Source organism: Caballeronia sp. KNU42, from assembly GCF_053760385.1.
The window spans coordinates 4,161,568-4,185,688 of the sequence record NZ_CM132388.1 but is presented as its reverse complement, the minus strand read 5'-3'; the positions used below and the strand labels follow the sequence as shown (position 1 = coordinate 4,185,688).

The window sequence follows — 24,121 nt, the reverse complement described above, 5'->3', positions numbered from 1 at the left end:
CAGTTTACGAGTCTTCTTCGCGGTTTACAACATCGACAGCGCGGCGGTGCGTCGCGGCTGCCGCCAGTCGATGCCCTCGAGCAGCATCGACAGCTGGGCGCTCGTCAGATGGATCTTTCCGCCATCGGCCTGGGGCCAGATAAAACGGCCTCGCTCCAATCGTTTTGCGAGCAACCAGAGTCCGTCGTCAGTCGCCCAAAGCAGCTTTACGAGATCGCCGCGACGCCCGCGGAAGATGAACAGGTGGCCGCCCAGCGGATTCTCTTCGAGTGCTGTCTGCACCTTCGCGGCCAGCCCCTGGAACCCGCAGCGCATGTCGGTCACGCCGGCCGCTAGCCAGATACGCGTACCTACCGGCAGCGCGATCACTTCAGACATTCCTGCAGGAATGCTTCGGTGCGCTCGGCAGACAGGCCGCGAATCTTCACGCGCCGCTTGCCGATCTCCACCTCGATCTCGCACACGGGCGTCGGCATCGGTACGCTGCTCATCGCTTCCGACATCACTGTCGGCTCCGGCGCCCGAAGTACCAATGCCGAGTCGATCACGTCGACGCTCAGCAGTTCCGTGCATGGCATGCTCGGCGCAACGTCGAGTGCAGGGACGACCAGCTTGCCTTCACGATATTGCTTGCGCCATCCGAACACCACATTGGCGTTGATGTCGTGCCGGCGCGCAACAATCGACACCGACATGCTGGGCTCCAACGTCTCTCTGATCACCTGCTGCTTGAATTCTCGCGCGTACGTGCGACGGGGATGGGCTCCGCCCCCTGCGTTCGACATGGCTGACTGGCTCCGTTAATCTAAACGCGCTCATCATGCTTTGGAAAAGTCAGCATGGGGAAACGGTCGGGCCGAGCCGCTTACTTTGCACGTGCAAAGGACGAGGGAGAAACAGCCAGTCGATTTGCAAGTTAGCCTCAACCACGACTATGAGACCGCCGTTAAAGGCACGGAGCAACTAGCCACGAAACGAGATGCCAAATCCGACGAGGACGACCCGGATCACAAGAGCAAAGTAAAAAAAGAAGATGGTGGAAGTGAGGGCAGGATAGGCTATCGCCGGTTTTGGGCACCATGCCGTAGTGAGCGCCTCACATACGGTGTTGATTTGCCGTAGAGAAATAGTGTCGACGCTATTCGATCGGGGGAAACTAGATCTGCGCGAGCGTGTTGTCGGCCGGATGTCGCGGTTGGTCGAAGTGGAGCTCGCGCTCCTGGGTTAACACCTTCCGTATCGTGACCTAACGAGAGGTCGTAGGAGCCTACGATTCGTAAAAGATCGAGTTCCATTGATATTGAGCGTCGCAACTCTGAAGACTGTCATCCCAAGCGGTCCTCCCTTGCCGAATTGTGAACCATTCCGGTCGCGTGATCGTTCTCATCTTTCTGGATCCTTCCAATCGACCGCGGCGCGAGCTAGTTGCGATTATTCGGTAAAGGGGATTGGCGCGATGCCTAGTTAGTCGTTGCGCATTCATTTCTAATCGCAAAAAAGCGCACCGATAAACTTGTTGGCTCCCATGGCATTCGCTGCGCGATAGTCCTGCAGTTGCCATGAGCCACTAGCCCATGTCTTTCTTGAATCTCGTCTGCATTTGACTTTCCGTGCATAGGGGAAGCGCCCTTTCAAGTCGCCCACGCTCTCGAATTCTTGAGGAGCTAGCGCATCTCCCAACCGACGTCTCGCATACCGCGTACGACTGACATCCCTGCCGTAAACCCCAACGTGACACGTCGAAATCTAGAACCCATACTACTTTATATTGAGACTACAGTCCATCTGACGGACATATCCAAGATTATTAAGTCGTTTCGCGGCTCCAGTTTTTAACCGTTGGCTTATAAGCTCGAGGCTTGTGCCGCGACAAGTACGGACTGTTTGATTGCGGGAATTTAGGCGCAAAAAGCGCAGTGGATAAACAGATGAAGCGAATTTCGTCACCCCAAATGACACCAAGCGGCTCCGCGCTTGGGACCCCGAGCTCCACCGAGTCGCCACTGCCTGCGTACCGATGGGCCATCTTGTTCGTTGTCTGGTTCGCGTTCCTTTTGAGTTATGTCGATCGAGTAGCCTGGAGTACCGTCTCCGCTCCAGTGGGACAATCGCTTGGGATATCGGTTGCGATGTTGGGAGCCTTCGTAACTGCGTTTTACATTGGATATGTCGTTGCGAACGTGGTCGGTGGGATCCTTACGGACACGATTGGTGGCAGAAAGACTTTGATATTGGCCCTCCTGCCACTGGGTATAGCGACCTTCTGCTTTGGCTTTACGCACAACCTCAGAACAGGTTTCGCACTTCAACTTGTAATGGGTTTGTCCGCCGGGGCAGACTACTCAGCGGGAGTAAAAATCATCGCGTCGTGGTTTGGCAAAGATCGTGGGCGCGCACTCGGCTTCTATTCGACTGCGACGTCGCTTGCGGTTGTCATCGCCAATTCGACAGTGCCGTCGATGTCAAACTGGTTCGGCTGGCAAAACGCTTTTAGGGTTTTGGGCGTTTCTACCTTTTGCTGGGCTATCGTCACGTTCTTCCTGTTGCGAGACAGTCCGACAACCCCGTCTTCACGCATTACCCGGCGTGAACTCAGTGCGCTATTGAAAAATCGGAACCTCGTGTTGTTAGCGCTGGCCGGGGGCGGCGCCCTTTGGGGAACTGTCGGCTTCGGAGCGTGGGGCAATGCCTTGATGACTAAGCAGTACGGAATCTCGCCAGTGACGGCAGGCTCGATCTCCGCCCTCTTTGGTGTGGGGGCCGTTATTGCCAAACCACTTTTGGGTTGGGTTTCTGATTTACTTAACGGTGCGACGAAGCTCGTCTCCATCGTATGCTTGCTCTGTTTCGCTGCAATGTTAGCAGTGTTCGGCCAGTGCTCCACGGTGACACAGTTCTATATCGTTGCACCTTTCCTTGGCGCGGTCGCGTTCGGATATACGCCGGTCTTGATAGCGCAGGTGACTCGCGCATCGGGTGCCAAGTCAGCCGGTGCGGCAGCCGGGTTTACGAACGCTATATGGCAATCGGGAAGCGCCCTCGCGCCTATTTTTGTCGGGCAGGTATACGCAGCGTCCCATTCATTCTCGTACGCCCTGTTGACTCTCGCAGCAGGCCCGATTTGCGGTGCTTTCATACTGCTTTTTGTAGCTCGCCGACCGGCATATGACCAGCATCGGAAGGCCGAAACGCCGGGTCAGTCCACCATTTCACAACACCCTGCCAATAGCCACTGAAATCGTAAATACGCAACCGATACTTCGATTTCTAAATTGGCAAAAAGCGGCCACCAAGCCGCAAAAAAATAAGGATAACAAAATGAAATCCCCATTACTTGAATCTAAGGTCAGACGCAATGCTTTTGGCTTCTGTTCGATCATGTTGTTTTCGCAGCTTGCCAACGCGCAGTCGAGCGTGACGCTTTACGGGATCGTAGACTCGGGAATAGCGTACGTGACCCACGCAGGTAAAAGCGGTGGTGAAAATAAGGGGTCCGCCCAGATGATTTCCGGAGGCGCGGCTAACGACCGATGGGGATTTCGCGGGGTCGAGGATCTGGGCGGTGGATTAAAGGCCATATTCCAGCTCGAAAACGGCTTTAGCGTCGCAAACGGAACCCTGCAGCAGGGTGGGAGGCTTTTCGGTCGTCAGGCGTTCGTCGGTTTGCAAACACGTTATGGCACGGTCACGCTCGGTCGCCAGAAAGTCCCCATCTACGACTACTTTTTGCCTCTCGACCCGCTTGGCTATTACAACTGGTCTATCGTCGCCCAGGATGCCCAGTACGCGAACCGGGCCGACAATTCGGTCAAGTACGTAACGGATCTCGGTCCATTCAACTTCGACGTGCTATACAGCACGGGCTATGACGCAACCATCACTAACGGCGGCCAGATTCCAGGCGAATTCCGGGTCGGCCAGGAAATCAGCGGTGGTACCTCCTTCGCGACAGGACCGATTTTTGCCGCGATCGCCTACGATCTACGTCGTGGCACCTCAACAACGACACAGGGAGACAAGGAGCAACGCATCGCAGTCGGGGCAAGCTATCAGGTCATATCCGCGCTCAAGGCGTTCGCGGGTTACAAGTGGTTCAACAGTTCTGTCCCGGCCACCGCAGCCCGTTCGGATATGTATTACGGTGGGTTGCAGTTCCGCGCGACTCCTGCGTTTATTGTGTCTGCGGCAACGTATTACACCGACATCAAATCTGCCGGCCAGCATCCCATCGATTTTGGCATCAATTGCGCCTATTCGCTGTCGAAGCGGACCAGCATTTACGGCGAGGTTAATTATGTCAAGAACAGTAATGGATCCAACCTTGGCGTGGCTGGTTTTGGAACGGGCGTCGTGGCCGGTGCCAATCAAACGGGGGTGGCTGTAGGCATTAACCACCTCTTCTAATTGGCAATATGATTAGTATCACAAAGCGTCGCTTGGGCGCTTTATTTTTCACCATGCAATTGGAGTTACGCTGGAACGTCTTCCAGAGCCGCACGCCTCCAGCATCTCAGCTACGGAAAGCAACGCGGCGGGCATCAATCACGTAGTGGCGCCTCTCACCGTATCGTTTCTTTTTACCGCGTTCTTGATCTGCAATATTGACCGCATGAATGCGGGCTTCTCCCTGTATTTTGAGAAAGACCCTGGCTCGTCCCAGTCGCCTATGGTCTGCGAGCATCGCTCTTTTTTGTTGGTTATTCGTTATTCGAATTACCTAGCAAGCTGATGCTAGAGAAAATTAGGCTGCGAAAAATCGTTATGAGAATCATGATCCTCTGGGGCTGATAAGGATGCCGGCGGTGGGAATTGTCAGCAGCCTAAGGCTAGCTTGTTCATCCTCGAAGCCGGCTGCCTGTCCTGCTGGGGCTATACGCCGGGAAATTCTTCTTAGAGACACCGTCCTCTGGCACCGGGTTTACCGAGCCGGACCGCGAATTTCTCAGAAGGGAGATAGCACTCGATCGCAGCCACAAAAAAATGAATTGAATCGCTCAAAGGCTGCAGCATAAGCTTCGCAAAAAACGCGTCTAAGTCGCAGCGATTATCTACTTCACAGGTCTGGATTCTATTGGGAAAACGGCCGATACGGGATCGGGGATCTGCTGAATTACCTCGCTGCACCGTGCATATTCAAGCGCGTCCTGGAGGGCGACGCCCTGCGTCAGGCAAGGTGGCAAGGGATGGAGGCGAATGACTTCATTTCCCACTTCCAAGATACTTCGTGTAACTCTGACTGAGTTGCATACCGTCCGACGTGTGGGCGCCAGCGTGCCTCGACCTTCTAGGAGTCGCTTCGCGGCAATTTCCCGCAGGAAAATCTCTGTGCGGCGCTAGCGAATTAATGGACAACAACAGCAGGTACCACGATTGCCAAGCTGTTCGTCTACGCATCGACAGCCGTGACGCAATTGCAATTGAGGGAAGCCACTTGGCCCGAGCGGACCCGGACGTGCCGCTGCGGCCCATTCCTATTATGGCCGATCGGCTGCCACGCCCGCCACCAGCAGGCCTCAAGCGCATGCCGAGCATGCAACTCATCGAGAAACGTGAAATGCCGCGATCGCAAGATGAAGTTGATTAGTTTGTTCGTCCAGCGATGCGGTCGCAGCGGCTGCCTCCTCGACCAACGCAGCGTTGCGCTGCGTCACGTCGTCCATTTGACGAATCGCAAGGTTGACTTCTTCGATGCCAGAACTCTGCGCTTGTGATGCTGTGGAGATCTCGCCCATTATCGCTGAAACGCGGTGGACGGCTCCCACTATATCGACCATCGTCTCCCCCGCTTTGCTTACGAGTGCAGATCCTTGAACGACCTGCGACACGGACCGGTCTATCAATGCCTTGATTTCCTTTGCTGCGTTCGCGCTACGTTGAGCTAGATTACGCACTTCTCCAGCGACCACAGCGAAGCCCCTGCCCTCTTCGCCAGCGCGCGCCGCTTCAACCGCGGCATTCAGCGCAAGAATATTTGTCTGAAATGCGATGCCCTCAATGACGTTGATGATGTCACCGATCCTGCGCGAGTTATCGGAGATGCCAGCCATATTTGATACTACATCGTCAACGACTCGACCGCCCCTCGCAGCAACGGTGGAAGCATCAGCGGCCAGTTCCGAAGCCTTCACAGAGTTTTCTGCAGTCTGCGTCACGGTCTTCGTCAACTCGTTCATGCTCGCAGCAGTTTGCTGAAGTGACGCCGCCTGTTCTTCGGTGCGGCTTGAAAGGTCCAGGTTACCCGCTGCTATTTCTTTGGATGCGACCAGAATCGTTTCGGCCGCATCCTTAATCCGAAGAACGGCATGCAAGAGCTGGTCGCGCATGTCACGCAGTGAGAACAGCAGACTTGAGATGTCATCCTGGCGAATCTCGATCGGAACGTCTAGATGGCCTCTCGCAATCTGCTTAGCGACGGCTACGGCCGTCGACAACTCGCCTCCGACGGACAGTAATATATTTCGCACTACGCGGGATGCAGCGAAAGAGACTATTGCTACGAGAATCGCGAGCATGCCGACAGAGCGTTCAAGGGTTGCGTAGAACTGCGCCTGAATATCATCCACATATGCACCGACGACAAAGTCCCAGTTCCATGGGCCAAACCGTTTCACATAGCTGATTTTCTCCGCCGGTTCTGCGCCTCCCGGCTTCGGCCACCAATATCGGACAAATCCCGTACCGTCGCGTGAACTGCCGGCGGCCGCGATATCCAGAAACATCGGATTGCCCTTCGCGTCCTTGAAGCCGTGCTTGTCCTGCCCATTCGACTCAGGACTCATCGGATTGTCGATCACGATCGAATCGCCACGAACGATTGTCACATAACCCGTCGAGCCAAACCGCTGAGCATTAACGCGCGCGATCACTTGCCGTCGCGCTTCGTCTGTCGAGAGCTGACCAGCCGAAGCCTGTTTAGCATAGTCTTTCGCGATCGATACCGCCATTTCTGTGACGTGGGTCAGTTCGGTCTTTCTTGCCAGTAGCTGGTCATTTCGCGCGGCTACCGCGTTCACCAAGGTTACGAGTAACAACGTTACCAAACAAAGCAGTAACGGCAACCACAGCTTCTGCCTCAGCGTCAGACGGATCATAGTCGATAGGTTATAAACAAATTCTGGTTCAACAAGGCTGGGCTCCCAGGCTTTCTGGCCATGCGATGGTGAGCCCGACGAACGATCGTGCGTCCTGTATTGGTTACGTCCTGCAGTGGTCTTCAGCGCACTCGACTAACTCAGACCAACCGGACAGCTTCCTCGCAATGGCAAAGTTCTTCAGTGCCAACTTTCGATGGACTTTCAGGCGCTTCGATATATTTGACCTGCGCCCAAATGCCGTCGCCCATATTCTCCACGACCTCCGCAACAATCCCACCCTTCAAAACCATCTGTTGACCCGTCTTTAGATCCATAAAGTTAATCATGATTACGCCTGTCCTAAAAAAACATCGTGAGGTTTTTTGCGAGTAGGACCGTCTGCCCGAGATGGATTTCACGACGGATCAGCAGCCACTTGTCGCCTTCCCGTCGAAAGACATCCAGCCTCTTGCCGGTGAAATAGTACTCTTCATACTCGCAACGATTTTGATACGTTAGAAACCGGCTGCGTACAGAGACTTCGTCCTGGCCTGCGCTGTTCGCGGTGATCGCGGTGAGCTGCACATTCGTTACGAGGCGGCAGAGCCTCGACAAGGGCTCTTCCGCCCAGTGCACACCCGTCAAAATTTGTTCGGCACGCTTCGTGAGAGTCCACTTGCCCTCATTAAACCAACTCATGTCCTTTTCAATACTGGTGCGCTCGCGCTTTGCGTGTTCGCCGTACTTGACGTTGTAGGTCATGGGCATGAAGTACACTAGGTCTTCGCTCAAGGTGTCCAACCAGTCACGAAAGCGCCGCTCGTCGAGCATTTCCGCTTCCTCGTAGAGGTGCTCTTCAAGCTCCCGCTTGAGCTCGAAATATCGCGCATCTTTCTTGAGCGTAGCAACATACTCGAGCGCGACTTCGGGTTCTTTCACAAGATCAGTCATTTGTCTTCCTTGCAATCATTGTTTGAGAGGCACGGGGCCGCCCTGATGTGCGAAACAGCCGACATCAATCACAGTTCCGGATATCGTGGCGGCTTCCTCGGAAAGGAGAAACGCCACAGCATTCGCGAGGTCAAAGCCAGTTGCCGGCCGGCCGGCAGCGGTGCCTGCGGCATTGCGTTTTCTAAACGCCTCTTCGTCGCCTCCAACCCGACCCACGCTCATGCCGGAAATGATTCCGCCTCCGCCAGGAATCGCCACGTTCACACGGACGCGATCGATAAAATGGTCATACGCCATCGCGGCACTGAGTGCCAATATCGCTCCCTTGGTGCTTGCATAGATCGCCATGTTGGGCTTTCCGTATCCCGCTCCAGACCCGATATTGACGATGGAGCCCCCTCCCTGTGAAACCATATGCGGGATCACGCTCCGGCTCATCAAATACGTGCCTTTAAGGTTCACCGCGACGACTTTTTCGAAGAGCGGCTCGTCGGTGTCCAAGACCGTCCCTAACGGGCCAATAGCCGCGTTGTTGACTAGCCCATCGATGCGACCGTATTTGCCCATCGTCTGTTCAATCACGCGCTGGACATCCGCAGCATCTGAAACATCGGCATCAAGGACGTCAACACGGTTTACCAAACATTCTGCGTCGAGTGCGGCATGTAAGCTTTCGAAACCTCTCGCCGTACTCGAAACTTGCGGCTGTGCGAGGCCGAACGCTACGACCTGGTGGCCGCGCCTAGCAAGCTCGATTGTGATGGACTGCCCCAGACCGAAAGTTCCACCGGTGACAATTGTTACTGGCATGTCGTGTGGCTTCCTTTTGGTCAATCGTTATTGCCGGGCGTGTCGTTCTGGCCGAGCAACGTGCTCCACTCTGCGCTATTCATGTAATCACGCCACCGGCGATAAAATTGACGCGGATTTTCTTCGCTAATTTTTAGGCTGACGTTCCCTGCGACCGGGCCAGTTCCCGAAGGAAGCGAGGTGCCCAATGATTGCTGATAGTTGTACGGGTAGCGCTTAGCGATCACCCCACGGCTACCCGCCGTCGCGTAGTTCCAATTTTCCATGTCGTCCTGCTCAGTCATCCCGGCCGGACCGGAATAGCGCATGTAGTAATGACGTAGGAAGTCTTTGACTTCTTGGGGTGCGCTTTTATCAACCAGGAAGAAGCGCCAAGCCTCGGTCGCCTCTGGTCCGTGAGGGTGCCAGACGCAAATCGAGCGGGGTTGCTTTCCGTGAAATGAGGCATTGGGAAAAATTGTGCCGACGAACGGGACCAGGCGTGCTTTGTCGCCTAGGAGCCGCTGACGCTCCTCATGGCAGTGGCGAAAATACTCTGCGATGATGGGATCATTTTTAAACGTATCCACGAACGGCATATTCTCCGGCATGATCGCGCTGTGCACGCCATGACCAGATGGAAAATTGACCCACAGATGCTGAGCGTGTTCGAGCTCGTTGTCGCGTCGACCTTTGACACCCTGTTCTGCGCTCGGGCCGATACCGATCAAATCGACTGAGCGATGACTGACGTTGTGATAGGTGTCTCCAAGGAAGTTCTCAGCAGCGAACTTCCAATTGCAAGGGATGATCCACTTGTGAACGCCCATCAGCACTTCCGAGCCGCCCTCACTGCCGTCTCGTCCGTCCAAGGCGAGATCGAGATGAGCCTTGGCGTCCCCAAGGAACGTCAGAAAATCAGGGGCGTCTTTGTCCCACGTTGCCCAGACCGTTCCCTTGTAGGTGTAAAGCTTGGCCACCTCGATCAAAGACCAATCTTCCTTCTGCAGGCACCCGTCATACAGATTCTTGAATTGCGGTACCCCAAAGAGCTTCCCTTCGGTGGTGTAGCTCCAGCTGTGATACGGACAGGTGAACAGCTGCGTATTGCCGTGGTCGTACTGACAGACCTTCATACCGCGGTGGCGGCACGAATTCAAAAACACGTGGATCTGATTCTTTTTGTCCCGAGCGAGAATGACTGATTCCGTGCCCATGCGCGACGTGAAATAATCACCTGGATTAGGAACTTGACTCTCGTGGCCCACGAACAGCCATGCGCGGGTAAATACCTTTTCGAGTTCGTCATCAAAAACTGCCTTGGCCGAAAAGATCTCACGGCTAATCATGCCGTGATCGGTATCAATCATCGTATCGTAGGTCATTGCTATCTCACTTCATTAATGGGGTTGACGTGTCAGCTTCAGGCAAATCGCTCGCACAACGCGTCGCTCTTACGAAGTCCTGCTTTCGCCATGGCTTCGCGTCCTGCCTCAACCATCGGAGGAGGTCCGCAAAGATAGACTTGAGTCCTGGGGTCGACGGTCATCTGGCCGATCAAATCAGTGCCGTAACCAAGGTGACACCCGTCCGGCGCGCAAGATTCAGCCGCGTAGCGGACATCGAGCGCAGGAAATTCTCGTTGGAGCGCCGCAATTTCATCCTTCGCAAACAGGTGTTCACCCGTGCGGACACCGATTAGGAGGTGAGTCGGCGCTGTAAGGTACTTACCGCTACCGATCGCGCGAAGCATCGCGAGAAAAGGAGCGAGGCCGGTTCCCCCCGCCACAAACAGCCGCGGACGATCGTCAGCATGTAGGAAAAAACTGCCTCGCGGCGCGCTTACTTCGATCGGCGTGCCGACCGCAGGCTCGCCTGAAAGCCAGCTCGAGAAAGCTCCCCCTTCAACGATGCGGACATAAAAGACAAGTCGCGTCTCGCCTGATCCGTTGGCCATTGAATACGAACGCCATTCATCCTGTCCCTCGGGTTTCAAACGAACATACTGTCCAGGAAGGAAATTGACCGGGCCGTCCACATCCACTTCGAGGCGGACGGTTTCTTCAGCGACGTGCTTGACTGAGTGCACACGCCCGGTTTGCGCCGGGGCTTCCGTGGCGTTGGCCTCGCTGGAATCGTATGGCAGCTCAACAATCACTGGTTCGTAAATTCGTGCCACGCAACAGAGCACCGCTCCATCCTCACGCTCGTCATCGGGCAGTACGCTGGGATCGTAATCGTCGAGTTCAAGAGACCCGGACACGCACGCGCCTACGCACGTACCACACTGGCCATTTGAACAGTCAGTGAGCAGCGACAGACCCGCACTCGCTGCAACATCAAGGAGTTTTTCACCTGAAATCGCTGATAGTTGGTGGGTCACGCCATCGGCGAACAACAACGTGATGGGGATCGTTGTCATGCTTGTCATCCTGTAGCTCAGCTAAAAGTTTTGCAGACCGAAGCGATGCTCGCCCATTTGTCCGTTGCGATAGAAATGGGTGTCGACGCACGTTCGAGTGGCCAGAGGAGTCGTTGGGGTTCTTTCCGGCGTCGGTTTTCGGATTCTGGACGACGCCATGCGCAACGCTTCAGAAATGCGAGCAGCGAAGCTATCGAAAGTCTTCGTAAAAGTGAGTACATCAGCGTCTCCTTTTCAGCAGAACCGTGCTTATGTCCGCTGTGTGATACTAGAGTCCATTCTACGAACTTGACTGCGAATGTCAAGTAGGGGTAAAAACCTAACGGCTGTCCACCAGGCGGACGCGGTAATATGCTCGGGCCGGTCAGGGAAATTACGTTTAGGGAGTGAACAAGATGGATGTGGTCGAGAAGGAAAAAGGCGGAGACGGTGGAGTGCGCTCGGTTGAACGCGCACTGGATATCCTGCTTGCGTTCGGAGATAGCGACCGCGATCTGACAGTTGGCGAACTTTTAAAGCGCGTCAATTTGAGTCGCCCGACGCTCTATCGGCTGCTGTACACACTCGAACAAAACGGTTTTGTAGTTACCGAAGGCGAGCCTCAGCGTTTCCGGTTGGGACCTTCGGTCGGCAGACTAGCGTGGGCGTGGACAGCCAGCTTGAACGTCGCTCAGCTGGCGCAGCCGATATTGAAAAAAATATGGGAAGAGACGGGGGAGACCGTGGCACTGTTTGTGCCCCAGGGGGCCACCCGAATCTGCGTGGCTGAGCTCCCCAGCCTCGAGCCGCTTTCGTTTAAACGCGGGGTCGGTTACAGCGAAAAAATCGTTCGTGGCGCGAGCGGGCGGGCGCTCCTCGCCTGGATGAACCCGTCATCGGAAGAACTTGTCGAGTATTGCGAAGGGCTCGATTTTGAGCCGAAAGAACTGCAGAAAAAATTGCAATCGGCGCGAAAACTGGGATACGCAGTTAGCCGAGATGAATTGATTGCGGGTGCCGTGGCCATCGCGGTGCCGTTCTTTGATCATGCCGGCCGCGTGGCGGGGTCGATCGGCGTATTTGGTCCAAGCGTGCGGCTCGACCAGCACAAAATTGAAGGAATTGGCGAGCGCTTACTGCAGCATTCCGCGAACTTGTCTACCCAGCTTGGGAGCGCTCCCGGACGGCCAGAACTCAAAAAGACCGCAGTGGTTTAGCAAGAACGGAGACTCGGCCGCCTGCTAGACGGCCGGACCTTACTCGCGCAATCCTCACTTGTGTCCATCTGCCACCATCTGCATTGCGAACACGGCTCGATAGTATTAATACCCTCCTCGCTCCTCCTTCAATTTGTGTAACACAGCGCCTTTGTAAGATTCTGCAAGATCTGCTGCCGCCCGGCTCAGTAGGCCCGTATCGGTACCAACGGCCACAAACGTTGCTCCGGCCTTGAGATACTCGTCGGCGAAAGCACGGTCTGGCGCGAGCACGCCGCTCGCTTTTCCCGCCACGCAAACTGTTTCGATCCCGGACAGAATCGCCTGCCGCACGGCGGGCTCACCGGGCTTACCAAGGTAACCCATCGACGCACTTAGATCGGCCGGTCCAAAGAACACGCCGTCGACACCCTCGACATTCGCGATTGCCGCCAAATTCGACATCGCGGCTACTGTTTCAACTTGCACCAGCACGCAGAGCTCGTTTGCTGCATCGTTCAAATAGCCCTGCACTCTGTTCCAGCGTGAGGCTCGAGCAAGCGCGCTGCCCACACCCCGAATGCCTACCGGCGGGTACCTGGTTGCCGCGACGGCTTCTTGAGCTTGTGCGGCAGTATCGATCATTGGCAGCAGCAAGGTCTGCGCTCCAATGTCGAGGAGTTGCTTGATCAGCGCCGTATCGCTTTTAACTGGACGCACAACGGGATGAGACGGATAAGCGGCCACTGCTTGCAGTTGGGCAAGCGTGCTGCGCACATCGTTTGGTGCGTGCTCGTTGTCGATCAGCAGCCAGTCGAAACCCGCGGTCGCCAAAAGTTCCGTCACGTACCCATCGGCGAGCGCCGCCCACAGCCCAATTTGCGGGCGACCCTCTTTCAAAGCTTGCTTGAAGTGATTTTGAGCAAGAAGCATGGGAATTGTTTAGATGAAGTTGAGGGCAATGCCACCGAGCGGACCATAGTCCACGTGGAACGTGTCACCTGCTCGCGCCGCAATCGGGCTCGTAAACGAGCCACTTAGAATTACGTCGCCCGCGTTCAGGCTTTCGTCATAAGGCGATATTTTGTTAGCGAGCCACGCGACTCCAGTAGCCGGGTGATTCAGCACCGCCGCAGCCAGTCCGCTTTCCTCGATGCATCCGTTTTTATACAGAAGTGCGCCAACCCAACGCAGGTCGACGTCCATCGGTTTTACCGGCCGGCCACCAAGTACGATTCCGGCATTCGCGGCAAAATCGGAGATTGTGTCGAAGACTTTCCGGGGTGCCTTCGTTTCACGGTCGAACTGCTCGATCCGCGCATCGATAATCTCGACTGCAGGCGTGACATAGGCGGTCGCGTCGAGCACGTCAAAGAGGGTGACACCTGGCCCCTTGAGCGGTTTATTGAGCACAAACGCGAGTTCTACTTCAACCCGCGGTGCGATGAAGCGGTCGGCCCTTATGTCTTGCCCGCTCTCAATGAACATGCTGTCAAGCAACGGCGCGTAATCGGGCTCGTCAATCTGCGACGACCGTTGCATTGCGCGCGACGTAAGGCCGATCTTCCGGCCTTTGATGACATGCCCTTCCGCAAGTTTTATTTTTACCCATTCGCGCTGTATCGCATATCCGTCTTGAACGGTCATATCAGGATAAGCGGCAGAAAAATGCCTTAACTGGGTTCGCGTTTTCTCGGCGCGATTGAGTTGTCCTGCTAAATCGTGAATCGTCTTTTCATCTAACATGACGGACTCTTAAAAGATTAACCAACCTTAAGGCGCGCGTGAAGACTATTGTGTTTCCAGGTGCCCGCTTCGTTGAATTCGTTGATCTCCAACGAAAGCGCAATTCCTCGTCGTTCAAAAGCTTCAGCGAAATGTCTGTCAATCACGGCAAAAAGTGCGTCACCGGTAGCCTTTTTGACAGCATCGGAACGCCCCGCCCCGATCTTCAAAATTCCATGCAGGAATGCTGCGTCGGGTCGGCCGTCTGCGACACAATATTGATGGCATTCCACCGCACGCACTCGGATGCCTCCGAGAGGGTACACGCGCTTATCGTCGTCGCGCTGCGCATCCAGGCAGACCGCTAAGCTCCTGCAGAGCTGCCCGATACTGGTCGCATCTGCCAAGTTGGCACTATATTCAAGCGTCAAATGCGGCATGATTTGCCCTTCCAACTGCTATGCAAGGAGTGGTGTTACGGGGAAAATCGCGTTGATCTGACCCGTACCCGAGCTTCCGAAATAGGGGGTCACGACCTCCACCTTGCCGTCGTAGCGGTCCCACCCGAGGGATCCCAGCAGCATCGCGGTGTCATGCATCCCGCCCTCGCCAAAGCATTTCTCGTTGTATAGCGGAAGCATTTCGCAAAACGTTTTCCAATCTCCGTTCTCCCACAAAGCGACGACGCTTCGATCCGCCTGCTCAAGGAACGGATCCCACACCTTATTCATGAACTGCTCAGCGGTTCCGTTGTTTGCGAAATGATGACTCAACGAGCCGCTCGCAAGAATGGCCACAGTCCCGTCATAGCGCTCTTCGATTGCTTTACGCACGGCAAGGCCGAATTTCGCACTGGTGTCGAGGTCATGCCACATACACCAGGCGGAAATAGAAACCGTTTTGAAATGCTGATCAGCATTCATGTAACGCATCGGCACAAGCGTCCCGTATTCCAGCTCCAGCGTTGTCTTGCTGTGAGCGCGTGTTTTGACACCCATCTCATTGGCCACTTCAGCGATCACATTGCCTAACTCAGTGTTTCCTGGATAGGCGTAGGGCATGTTATTAATGAAATGAGGCAGCTCGTTGCTCGTGTATATGCCTTCGAAATGCTCAGCGCAATTGATGTGATACTCGCTGTTCACCAGCCAGTGGACATCAAAAACAACAATCGTGTCCACGCCCAGTTCTCGGCAACGACGTCCGATCTCATGATGGCCGTCGATCGCCGGCTGACGGCAGCCTTTGTTTGGACCGTCGAGCTCCGAGAGGTACAACGACGGGACATGTGTCACCTTTGCTGCCAATGCTAATTTTCCCATCGTCGCCTCCTCAGGCTTGTTCGCAAATGCAGGACTGAGTTCGCATGTGCCTTAAACGCCCCATCGCGGGATGTGATGTGACCCAAGCGATACGCACACGTTCTTCGGCTCCAAGAACACTTCGTAACTCCAGGTCCCACCTTCGCGCCCAACCCCCGAGGCTTTCGTCCCGCCAAATGGTTGGCGAAGGTCGCGCACATTCTGACTATTTACAAAGCACATCCCCGCTTCGACTGTCGCTGCGACGCGATGCGCGCGCCCCGCGTTTTCAGTCCAAACGTAACTTGATAAGCCATACGAAATATCATTGGCGATCCGAATCGCATCGGTTTCGTCGTCGAACGGGATCAGACACGCGACCGGGCCGAAAATTTCCTCCTGTGCAATGCGCATCCGATTGTCTACATCCACGAATACAGTGGGAGTTACGAAATTGCCCTTGCGCATCGCATCCGGCAGATCTGGAATCTCCAAGCCGCCACACGCCAGTGTCGCTCCCTCCTTGGGACCCAATTCGATGTAGCTGCGAACCTTCGACTGGTGGGCCTGACTGATCATTGGTCCAACGATTGTCTTGTCGTCAAGTGGATCGCCGACGGTCAGGTTTTTCGCACGCTCAACGAAGCGGTCCGCAAACTTCGCATAGATCGATTTCTGTACCAGGATCCGGGAGCCTGCCGTACACCGTTCGCCGTTGTTAGAGAAGATCATGAACACGGCGGCGTCCAGCGCACGCTCGAAGTCCGCGTCGTCGAAAATCACAAAGGGTGATTTACCTCCAAGTTCCATCGAGAATTTTTTAAGCCCGGCTGATTGAACGATCCGATTTCCTGTCGCCGTCGATCCGGTAAACGATATGGCGTGTACGTCTGGATGCCCCACCAGCGGCTCGCCTGTCTCCTTTCCGTACCCGTGTACCACGTTCAGCACCCCCGGCGAAATCCCAGCTTCCAACGCCAGATTCCCCAACATGGACGCTGTAAGGGGCGACAGCTCGCTCATCTTGAGCACAGCTGTATTACCGAAAGCCAGACACGGCGCAACCTTCCAGGTGGCCGTCATGAACGGAACGTTCCACGGAGAAATGAGCGCACACACTCCAACCGGGTGAAAGAGTGTGTAATTCAGATGCGTGTCCGTGGGATACGTGTGGCCATCCACGCGGGTACACATCTCGGCAAAGTAGGTGAAATTGTCAGCAGCGCGCGGCACAAGTTGCTTACCCGTCTGCGAAATAGTCTGCCCTGTATCCTTCGTTTCCGTCTCCGAGATTTCCGGAACGTTCTTGGCAATCAGCTCGCCAAGTTTTCTGACGAGTTTTGCGCGCTCAGTGGCAGGCTTTGCGGCCCATTTTGGAAACGCGTCCTTCGCCGCCCTGACGGCGGCGTCGACTTCCCCCGCAGTTCCGCTAGCGACCTCCGCCAACACCTCCTGAGTAGCAGGATTGACCGTCTCGAAATAGTCACGGGAAGCTACAGACTTTCCATTAATCAAGTGTTCGATTCGCATTTCTTGCCCCAGTCAGTCAGACGCGGCCAAATTCGGCGTCTGAAGCGATTACGTTGATAAGACGGCCCAACCCGTCGATCTCGCAGACGACTTCGTCGCCCGCGTTGACGTTCACGACACCATCAGGCGTGCCGGTGAGAATGACGTCGCCCGGCGCGAGCGTCATGAAGCCGCTCAGGTACTCGATCAATGCAGGGATGTCAGTGACCAAATCACGCGTGTTACCTTTTTGCTGAAGTGTCCCATTGACATAGGTGCGAAGGTCTAATTGCGTGACATCTGGCACGTCGGCCGCATCGACAAACCATGGCCCGAGCACGGTCCCTCCATCGCGGTTTTTTACTCGCAAATTCGGGCGATAGTAATTTTCGAGGTAGTCGCGAATGGCGTAATCGTTGGCAACCATATAACCGGCCACGTGATCCATGGCCTTGTCGCGAGACACTTCCTTTGCCGAGCGCCCAATCACTACGGCGAGTTCACACTCGTAGTGCATGAACTTAACGTCGGACGGCCGCCTTGTAACGCCTCGATGTCCAATGACCGTGCCTGGCCCTTTGAGGAAAACCAGAGGCTCTTCCTGTTTCGAAAACGCTAGCTCCTTCGCATGTTCGGCATAGTTCAATCCGAGGGCGACGATTGTGCCGACTTCGATCGGTGCAAGCCATACAACATCCTCTTCGCGGCACAAGCGTCCGTCTGATAGCCGAACCCCGATTTCGTCCGGATAGGCCTCATGAATGGCGCCCTTATAGGCTACGCGACCTCGCTTCATCGTGCCTCTCCTGCGTGTTCGGTTTTACTCACAAATGACATGCTAAGGGGCGCCCAACTATCGATCGTAATGCTCGCCTCGTCGCCTGGTCCAGCGGTAGGCGAACCATATGGAACACCCATCGTTATTACGTCTCCAGGAACAAGCGTCATAAACTCCGTTACGTCGGCTAGAAGCTTCGCTACGCTGCGCACCGCGGTGGCCGTAGTAGACGAGGACACCTGAATTCCGTTAACAGATACGGAAATGGACAGTGAGTCAGGGTCCTTTACGTGCCTTGACGCAACGAGGACAGGCCCAATCAAGCAGAAGCCATCCCGCGCGAGCAACCGTACCGATGGCCGATAGAAGCTCACATGAGGAACGGAAAGATCGCCAACAATCGTGTAACCGGCGACATAGTCATATGCCTCGCCAACAATTAGCCTTGACGCTGTACGCCCGATAACGATGCCAAGCGATCCACCAACTTGAACGCCTGAATCGTCGGGAACCACAACGCTCGATCCGTGGCCCGTCAGAGAATTGCGAGGTTTCACGTAGAGTATTGGAGCGAACGGGGGCGCCTTGTACGGAGCCTCGTGTACCGCTCCGCCCAGCGCTTCGAGCGCCGCGCGGTCGTTGAGCAGCGTGCCGTAGACGGCGCCGCAGACGGGCGGACGGCAGATAACCCCGTGCCTCAAAAGGACAAGGGCCTCGCGCGCATTGACATCTCGCGCCAGCGGCTCGTTGTTAAGATGGATGCGATGATCGGCAATGGCAAACATGGGATATCCGTCTCCAGCTACATTCACTAATATGTTAGTGATATTGACATTGCTATCATCTACAGTCAAGCGCTCGTCGCTTTTGTACGGGTTTCTTCGGATCAACTGAACTGACGGACATGTTTGCCAACGATATGAACGCTCTAGTCGCCACAGGTATGCTGCATCGCAATCTGCCAATGCTCTTGCTCAGAGCGCGGGAAAAAATGATGGAGCGATTTCGCCCCGTTATCGCCGCCCACGGGTTAACGGATCAGCAATGGCGCGTCATCCGCGCCCTGCACGAACACGGGCCGTTGGAACCCCGACAAATAACCGAGGTCTGCACGATTTCAAGTCCAAGTATGGCTGGAGTGCTCGGACGTATGGAGGCAATGGATCTGGTTGTAAAAGAGCGCTTTGCCGACGATCAGCGAAGGGTCCGAGTCTCGTTGACATCGGCAAGCGCAACGTTGGTCGCGCTAATATCTAAGGAGCTAGAGGACCAATATCGTCAGCTTGAGCTCAAAGTCGGACCCGACACCGTTAAGCGTGTCTACAAAGCGGTGGACGATCTCTTGTCTGGTCTTGAAACGCGATGAATGCTTCCGCATGTAATGCACTCCGCGAGCTCCGACCGGCTGACAGATCTGAAAAGGAGAAAAGCGCGTTAGGGCGCTTTTTTCGGCGACGGATATCGTCTGGCGGCTTGGCTAATGATATAGCCGGCCTGCCTCCGTACCATTAGAACGTCTGGCGTAGAGTCAGGGCGCAAACTCACCGACTCAGAGGCCGGCATGAACAGGCTTAGTGGAATCGACCTGCACTCCAACAGCAGTGTGGCAGTGGTCAGCGACGAAGCTGACCAGATGGTCTCGAAACGACCGTTAGCGAACGATCTAGTATAGATCCGGGCGACACTGGTGCCGCATTGGAGGCCCATCTTCAGTACATGCAACGCCGTGTTCGGGAGATGTACTCGACCTCTGCAATATCCCTTCTAAGAAAATTCCGATAGACGTCAATCAACGGGTGCTTACATTCAATCTGGGCATCGGTTGCGGTGCCCTACTCGGGAGCACAGCGCTCTGTGCCAGCGGGATGCGAGCGATTCCGACAGTTGAAATGTTGACCGGAACAGCAGGACTACTTTCCTTTGTCCCGCCGTGGTGGATTGCGAACGGAAGGATACCTGGACGGCACGGAAACATAAGAAACATATCTGTCACGTACTCAGCCGCATTGTCAATCATCGTTTTAATTGGGTCGACGACTTGCTGCCATGAAACGTCGCTGCAAAGCGGTGAGTCTTCATGCCAAACCCAAAGCTCATCGATTGAGCGCGGGTGCTCGTACCGGATGAGGACACTGACGCGAAATCATTGCCCGCGCCCGTACCCAAAATGTAACGGCCCTCGTGAGGCGCTTACAGAGCCTGCGTCTGCTCCTGTCTAAGGGAAGACGCGCACGCAGGCGTGCTCCACCCATGACGCGGTGCACTTGGTACCGCAATAGAGCGCGCAGCGCCGGTTCCATGACGCTCGCTTTCCTGAGTTTTCTTTATGATAATTGCACTTATTGCATCGCACCATTTTCAACTATAGTAACCGGTACGGTCGAGATTTCCCGGCCGCATGATTTTTCCTGGACTGTCCTGCGGCGTCTGCCGTTCTGAGGCGAATGCAAGGAGATCAGCATGTTTGACGCCGAAATTGCAGCAACCCTTCTGAACCGGTGGAATCGCAAAACCCCAGGCGATGGCTGTGGCACTTATCTCGATCTGTTACGCGAAGGCAACCTTGACTGCGCCCGCGAGCTTGGGGACATCTGTGTCGAAGGAAATGACGCAAGCTCACGCCCCTGCAAGGTCGAGTCTCTAGTGTTCGGCGACGGATCGCGCGCGGTGCGGATCGGCACGCCGGATTCCGTGCCGAACTGGACCCGATGGGCACCGCTCGAACCTGCGCAGCATATCCACGCAGATGCCAGTACGCACGACGCGATGACGGCGCAGGGTGTAAATGTCCGGTCCGAGGGCTCGCCAGAGAATCCGCATATGGATGTGTCAGCGGGGTCGGTGTCGCTTACGAGACATGCCAATGCCAGAGAAGGGAGCGTTTTCGGGTTTTTGCAAGACATGCAGGCTTCCGGAACATATCGGCGCCTTTTCTTTGGAATGCTGCCCCCACTTTTCCGTGATTTGCGATTAAACCGCGAAACGTGATTCCAGCATATTGCATGCGGTCGCACGAGTTTCGGGACGTACCCACGCCCTAGCGGAAACACGTGCGCCGCAAAGATGCCTCGCTGCTATCGATATGCAAAATAGTTGGTTCGACTTGGTCGCATGAGTGCGGAAACTCGAAACGTTGCAATCGAGCCGCGGACAACCGGGAAGGGATTCTTATACCACCGTCATCGAACACTGGATGAAGCCACGGGAAACGGAGCAGTGCCATCGGACCTCTAGCGCGTGTCTGCTAGATGGAGATCGGCCCTGCTGCTGGTCGCTGCGATTGTGGCATGTGTCGTAAGGGAAATGCCATAGAGCGTCGACAGATTGACCGTGATATTGAGCACTACTCGTCCTATCCATCTCCGAGCGGCGTGCGTAGCTAGAGCATCCCGCAATGTGCAGCGCTCACGTCGCCATCCGACACCATGTTGATAGTCTGTCCGGCACCCTCGCTCAATTTCCTAGAACGGGTAAACTATCGGCTTGTCGAGCGAGCTCACCCACTGAGTCTGCGTGAACTCATGAAAGTTCGCTGGCCCTCCGAATCGGCCGCCGTTACCTGACGCGCCCATTCCCCCGAACGGTACATGAAATTCGTTGTTCACGGTCTGATCGTTAATGTGCACCATGCCGGCCTTGATACGGGACGCCAGCGAAAGCCCTCGCGCCAAGGAACTCGTATGTACTGCCGCAGCAAGGCCGTACGGCGACCCGTTAACCAGCTGGAGCGCCTCGTCATCGGTGTCGAAGACAGTGATAGGCGCGACCGGTCCGAAGATCTCTTCCTGAAATGCGGGCATGTCGGTGGTTACCCCCGTCAGTACCGTCGGTGAATAAAACAGCTTCGTGAAGTCGCCACCGGCGCGCAAAGTTGCCCCGGCCGCAACGCTCTTGCGAACGATATCGTCGATTCTGTCGAGTTGCTTCTTGTTGATGAGCGGACCGAGGTGAACCTGCTCGGTGTGCGGATTTCCGACACGAAGGTTCCTGGCCCGCTGTGCCAGTTTTTCCGCATACTCGTCGATGACCGACCGATGTACGAGGTGCCGCCCTGTCTGCATGCAAATCTGTCCCTGATGTAGGAACGAACCCCAGGCACCGTTCGAACTGGCTGCATCAATGTCCGCATCGTCAAGGATAACAATGGCATTGTTGCCGCCAAGCTCGAGTGCAACCTTCTTGAGCATCTCACCACAGATTTGGCCAATTGAGCGTCCGACCGCCGTTGAACCGGTGAACGAAATCATTCCAACTTGTGGATGTCGCACGAGCGCATCGCCGGCTTCTGCGCCCCCCGGGACGACATGCAAAACGCCCGGAGGCAATCCAGCGTCCTCAAACACGCTGGCGAGTAGCAATCCTCCGCATACTGCACTCTGCGGGTCTGGTTTCAGCACCACTGCATTGCCGACAGCAAGCGCCGGATCGACAGAGCGTATCGAGAGCAAAATTGGGAAATTCCACGGGGCGATGACACCGACAACTCCAACAGGCACATGACGGCAAATGTTCATGCGGCCGGGGATCGCCGAAGGGTAAAGCGCGCCTTCAGGCTGCATAGGCATAGCCGCTGCCGCCAGCAACTGCTCATAGGTGGCGTGCAGCTCCCACTGAGCCTTCGCTTGTGTTGACCCGCATTCCCTCACGTTCCACGCGTTAATCTCGGGCGCACGCTCCTTAAGCAGCCTTGCGGCCTCCCGCAGCACCGCAGCTCGTTGGTCAAACGGGGTAGATGCCCAAGCTTCCTGTGCTGTCGCTGCGGACTTTGCAGCCTGGTCGATATCAACCGGGTTGCCCAGCCCGACAATGGCCAACGTCTCTCCCGTTGCCGGTTCGACTACCGGAGAGACGCCGCCGGCGGCACTCACCCAGCCGTCTGAATAAATGCGGCTTTCCCACACAGCTTTGTGTTCGATGCTGCTCATAGATACCTCGTTCGAAAGCGGTTTCAATTTCTGCCCCGGTACGGTCAGTCTGCGTGTGCGACGACGATTTTTGCGCTCTCCGCCAACGGCTTCCTCGTCCTCGAGGTGAGCGCGATGGCGATAGCCGCGACGACACCAGGGACCGCGAACACCATGAAGTTGAAAGTGATTGGAAGGTTCATGCCGACAAGGTAACCCCCTAAGGCGGGACCGGCGACTGCGCCGAATCGGCCGGCCGCGGCAGCCCAGCCGACGCCGGTCGACCGGACGCTCGCCGGATAGAACTGAGCAGCAAACGCGTGCACGATGCACAGCGTGCCGATAGTCGTTGCGCCAGCCAGCATCAGCAGGACATTGAGGATAAAAGCGTTCTGCTTGTAGCCGAGAAGGTCGATTGAGACTGCGGCAACGGCGAAGAACAGGATGAGCGTACCTTTGCCGCCCCATTTATCCGCCAGCCAGCCGCTCGCAAGGCCACCGAGAACGGCGCCGGCGTTCAACGTAATAAGGAAGGTTAGGCTCGATCCGAGCGAATATCCACTTGCTGTCATCAACTTGGGAAGCCACGTGTTCAGGCCATAGACCATCAGCATGCACATCCCGAATGCAATCCAAATCAAAAGGGTGTCTGCTGCCCGTCCGTCCTTGAAAATCTGTACCGTTCGCGATTGCGTCGGCTTCACCAATGTTCTCGACAGCGTTGACGCGAGCGACTCGGCACTACCTCGATAGCTCGGGGAAAGTTTGCGCAGAACGCGGTCGGCCTCGACGAAACGGCGATTTGCCAGAAGGAAGGCAATCGACTCTGGTAGCCAACGAAACAGAATTGGGAGCGTGAGCAACGGCAGACCGGCAATCAGAAAGTTGGCTCGCCAACCGAAGGTGGGCGTGATGATTTTTCCCATCAGTGCCGCGACCACCCCGCCCACCGAAAAGAAACTCAACATCATGGTCACCATGATGTTGCGCTTGGCTTTCGGTGACATTTCGGTCACGAGCGCGACGATGTTCGGCACCATTCCGCCTAGACCGACCCCGGTGAAGAACCGGCAGATGACAAACTGCGTCGAATTCTCACAAAAGCCGTTTCCGAACGCGGCAAGGCCGAAAACAACCAGGCAAGTAAGAATCACGCGGCGGCGTCCGAATCTGTCCGACGAGCTTCCTAACGATAGCGCACCGATCATCATGCCGAACAGCGCGCTGCTGCCGATGATGCCGGCGGTCATTGCTGGCAGCTTCCACTCGACCATCAACTGCGGGAGGACAGAACCATAAATGACGAGGTCGTAGCCGTCGAACAGCATCAACATCGAGCACCAGAACACAATCATCAGGTGGAACGAGTTAACGCGTGTTCCGTCGATCACATCATCGATAACGTTGACGTTCATGTTTGTCTCCAAGTTTATTTGAATGATGCCGTTCTTGTGTCGGCTTATTGATTAGTAATACTTACATAGCTGAAAAGCA

Annotated in this window: 22 protein-coding genes; 5 read left to right on the top strand and 17 right to left on the bottom strand. The window is 55.6% G+C overall.

Annotation, left to right across the window (positions count from 1 at the left end; translation table 11 throughout):
* Positions 1–24 precede the first annotated feature (24 nt).
* Together tnpB and ACSOSP_RS18850 are read right to left on the bottom strand one after the other, a co-directional pair.
* On the bottom strand, positions 25–378 hold the full coding sequence (gene tnpB, locus ACSOSP_RS18855) for an IS66 family insertion sequence element accessory protein TnpB (protein WP_455308805.1): 354 nt from the start codon (positions 376–378) through the stop codon (positions 25–27).
* Positions 366–785 (bottom strand): transposase, encoded by a 420-nt coding sequence (locus ACSOSP_RS18850; RefSeq protein WP_455308804.1) that lies wholly within the window; start codon positions 783–785, stop codon positions 366–368. The genes tnpB and ACSOSP_RS18850 overlap by 13 nt, the downstream gene beginning before the upstream one ends.
* A 1,143-nt stretch (positions 786–1,928) precedes the next feature.
* On the opposite strand from ACSOSP_RS18850, the gene ACSOSP_RS18845 reads away from it, so the two are divergent.
* Both ACSOSP_RS18845 and ACSOSP_RS18840 read left to right on the top strand, forming a co-directional pair.
* Positions 1,929–3,236 carry an MFS transporter gene (locus ACSOSP_RS18845; protein WP_455311037.1) on the top strand — a complete coding sequence of 436 codons (1,308 nt, stop codon included), beginning with the start codon at positions 1,929–1,931 and terminating at the stop codon, positions 3,234–3,236.
* Between the two features lie 82 nt (positions 3,237–3,318).
* The gene (locus ACSOSP_RS18840; protein ID WP_455308803.1) at positions 3,319–4,404 is read left to right on the top strand and encodes a porin; all 1,086 of its coding nucleotides are present in this window, start codon (positions 3,319–3,321) and stop codon (positions 4,402–4,404) included.
* 1,133 nt (positions 4,405–5,537) lie between these two features.
* Here the strand turns inward: ACSOSP_RS18840 and ACSOSP_RS18835 are convergent.
* The 6 genes from ACSOSP_RS18835 to ACSOSP_RS18810 all read right to left on the bottom strand — a co-directional run bounded on the left by ACSOSP_RS18835 (position 5,538) and on the right by ACSOSP_RS18810 (position 11,235).
* Positions 5,538–7,091: a methyl-accepting chemotaxis protein gene (locus tag ACSOSP_RS18835; protein ID WP_455308802.1), complete on the bottom strand. Its 1,554-nt coding sequence runs from the start codon at positions 7,089–7,091 to the stop codon at positions 5,538–5,540.
* Positions 7,092–7,231: 140 nt separating this feature from the next.
* Positions 7,232–7,420 carry a hypothetical protein gene (locus ACSOSP_RS18830; protein ID WP_455308801.1) on the bottom strand — a complete coding sequence of 63 codons (189 nt, stop codon included), beginning with the start codon at positions 7,418–7,420 and terminating at the stop codon, positions 7,232–7,234.
* A 13-nt stretch (positions 7,421–7,433) separates the two neighbouring features.
* Positions 7,434–8,024: a 3-phenylpropionate/cinnamic acid dioxygenase subunit beta gene (locus tag ACSOSP_RS18825; RefSeq protein WP_455308800.1), complete on the bottom strand. Its 591-nt coding sequence runs from the start codon at positions 8,022–8,024 to the stop codon at positions 7,434–7,436.
* Positions 8,025–8,039: 15 nt separating this feature from the next.
* The gene (locus tag ACSOSP_RS18820) at positions 8,040–8,834 is read right to left on the bottom strand and encodes an SDR family NAD(P)-dependent oxidoreductase (RefSeq protein ID WP_455308799.1); all 795 of its coding nucleotides are present in this window, start codon (positions 8,832–8,834) and stop codon (positions 8,040–8,042) included.
* 20 nt (positions 8,835–8,854) lie between these two features.
* Positions 8,855–10,198, bottom strand: coding sequence for an aromatic ring-hydroxylating oxygenase subunit alpha (locus tag ACSOSP_RS18815; RefSeq protein WP_455308798.1), 1,344 nt, complete (start codon positions 10,196–10,198; stop codon positions 8,855–8,857).
* Between the two features lie 38 nt (positions 10,199–10,236).
* A complete protein-coding gene (locus tag ACSOSP_RS18810) occupies positions 10,237–11,235 on the bottom strand; it encodes a 2Fe-2S iron-sulfur cluster-binding protein (protein ID WP_455308797.1) in 999 nt (332 codons plus the stop codon).
* 395 nt (positions 11,236–11,630) lie between these two features.
* Between ACSOSP_RS18810 and ACSOSP_RS18805 the strand changes: the two genes are divergently transcribed.
* A complete protein-coding gene (locus ACSOSP_RS18805; protein WP_455308796.1) occupies positions 11,631–12,431 on the top strand; it encodes an IclR family transcriptional regulator in 801 nt (266 codons plus the stop codon).
* A gap of 105 nt (positions 12,432–12,536) precedes the next feature.
* On the opposite strand, the gene hpaI is transcribed toward ACSOSP_RS18805, so the two are convergent.
* Genes hpaI through ACSOSP_RS18770 form a run of 7 tightly spaced genes read right to left on the bottom strand, consistent with a single transcriptional unit; the run spans position 12,537 to position 18,508 of the window.
* A complete protein-coding gene (gene hpaI / locus ACSOSP_RS18800) occupies positions 12,537–13,343 on the bottom strand; it encodes a 4-hydroxy-2-oxoheptanedioate aldolase (protein ID WP_455308795.1) in 807 nt (268 codons plus the stop codon).
* 9 nt (positions 13,344–13,352) lie between these two features.
* Positions 13,353–14,156: a 2-oxo-hept-4-ene-1,7-dioate hydratase gene (gene hpaH / locus ACSOSP_RS18795; protein WP_455308794.1), complete on the bottom strand. Its 804-nt coding sequence runs from the start codon at positions 14,154–14,156 to the stop codon at positions 13,353–13,355.
* Positions 14,157–14,173: 17 nt separating this feature from the next.
* Positions 14,174–14,575, bottom strand: a complete 402-nt coding sequence (locus tag ACSOSP_RS18790; protein ID WP_455308793.1) for a 5-carboxymethyl-2-hydroxymuconate Delta-isomerase — start codon at positions 14,573–14,575, stop codon at positions 14,174–14,176.
* A gap of 18 nt (positions 14,576–14,593) precedes the next feature.
* Positions 14,594–15,457: a 3,4-dihydroxyphenylacetate 2,3-dioxygenase gene (gene hpaD / locus ACSOSP_RS18785; RefSeq protein WP_455308792.1), complete on the bottom strand. Its 864-nt coding sequence runs from the start codon at positions 15,455–15,457 to the stop codon at positions 14,594–14,596.
* 51 nt (positions 15,458–15,508) lie between these two features.
* Complete coding sequence (hpaE, locus tag ACSOSP_RS18780) at positions 15,509–16,966, bottom strand: 5-carboxymethyl-2-hydroxymuconate semialdehyde dehydrogenase (protein WP_455308791.1); 1,458 nt, start codon at positions 16,964–16,966, stop codon at positions 15,509–15,511.
* Between the two features lie 16 nt (positions 16,967–16,982).
* Positions 16,983–17,741 carry a fumarylacetoacetate hydrolase family protein gene (locus ACSOSP_RS18775; protein WP_455308790.1) on the bottom strand — a complete coding sequence of 253 codons (759 nt, stop codon included), beginning with the start codon at positions 17,739–17,741 and terminating at the stop codon, positions 16,983–16,985.
* Entirely contained in the window at positions 17,738–18,508 is a 771-nt protein-coding gene (locus ACSOSP_RS18770; RefSeq protein ID WP_455308789.1) for a fumarylacetoacetate hydrolase family protein, read from the bottom strand. Before ACSOSP_RS18770 ends, ACSOSP_RS18775 begins: the two co-directional genes overlap by 4 nt.
* Before the next feature lie 179 nt (positions 18,509–18,687).
* Here ACSOSP_RS18770 and hpaR point away from each other — a divergent pair, with 179 nt between their 5' ends.
* Together hpaR and ACSOSP_RS18760 are read left to right on the top strand one after the other, a co-directional pair.
* Positions 18,688–19,089 (top strand): homoprotocatechuate degradation operon regulator HpaR, encoded by a 402-nt coding sequence (gene hpaR / locus ACSOSP_RS18765; protein ID WP_455311036.1) that lies wholly within the window; start codon positions 18,688–18,690, stop codon positions 19,087–19,089.
* A gap of 1,094 nt (positions 19,090–20,183) precedes the next feature.
* Positions 20,184–20,711 (top strand): hypothetical protein, encoded by a 528-nt coding sequence (locus ACSOSP_RS18760; RefSeq protein WP_455308788.1) that lies wholly within the window; start codon positions 20,184–20,186, stop codon positions 20,709–20,711.
* A gap of 473 nt (positions 20,712–21,184) precedes the next feature.
* Here the strand turns inward: ACSOSP_RS18760 and ACSOSP_RS18755 are convergent, their stop codons facing one another.
* Together ACSOSP_RS18755 and ACSOSP_RS18750 are read right to left on the bottom strand one after the other, a co-directional pair.
* Positions 21,185–22,648: a benzaldehyde dehydrogenase gene (locus ACSOSP_RS18755; protein WP_455308787.1), complete on the bottom strand. Its 1,464-nt coding sequence runs from the start codon at positions 22,646–22,648 to the stop codon at positions 21,185–21,187.
* Between the two features lie 44 nt (positions 22,649–22,692).
* Positions 22,693–24,042, bottom strand: a complete 1,350-nt coding sequence (locus ACSOSP_RS18750) for an MFS transporter (protein WP_455308786.1) — start codon at positions 24,040–24,042, stop codon at positions 22,693–22,695.
* Between the last annotated feature and the right edge of the window lie 79 nt (positions 24,043–24,121).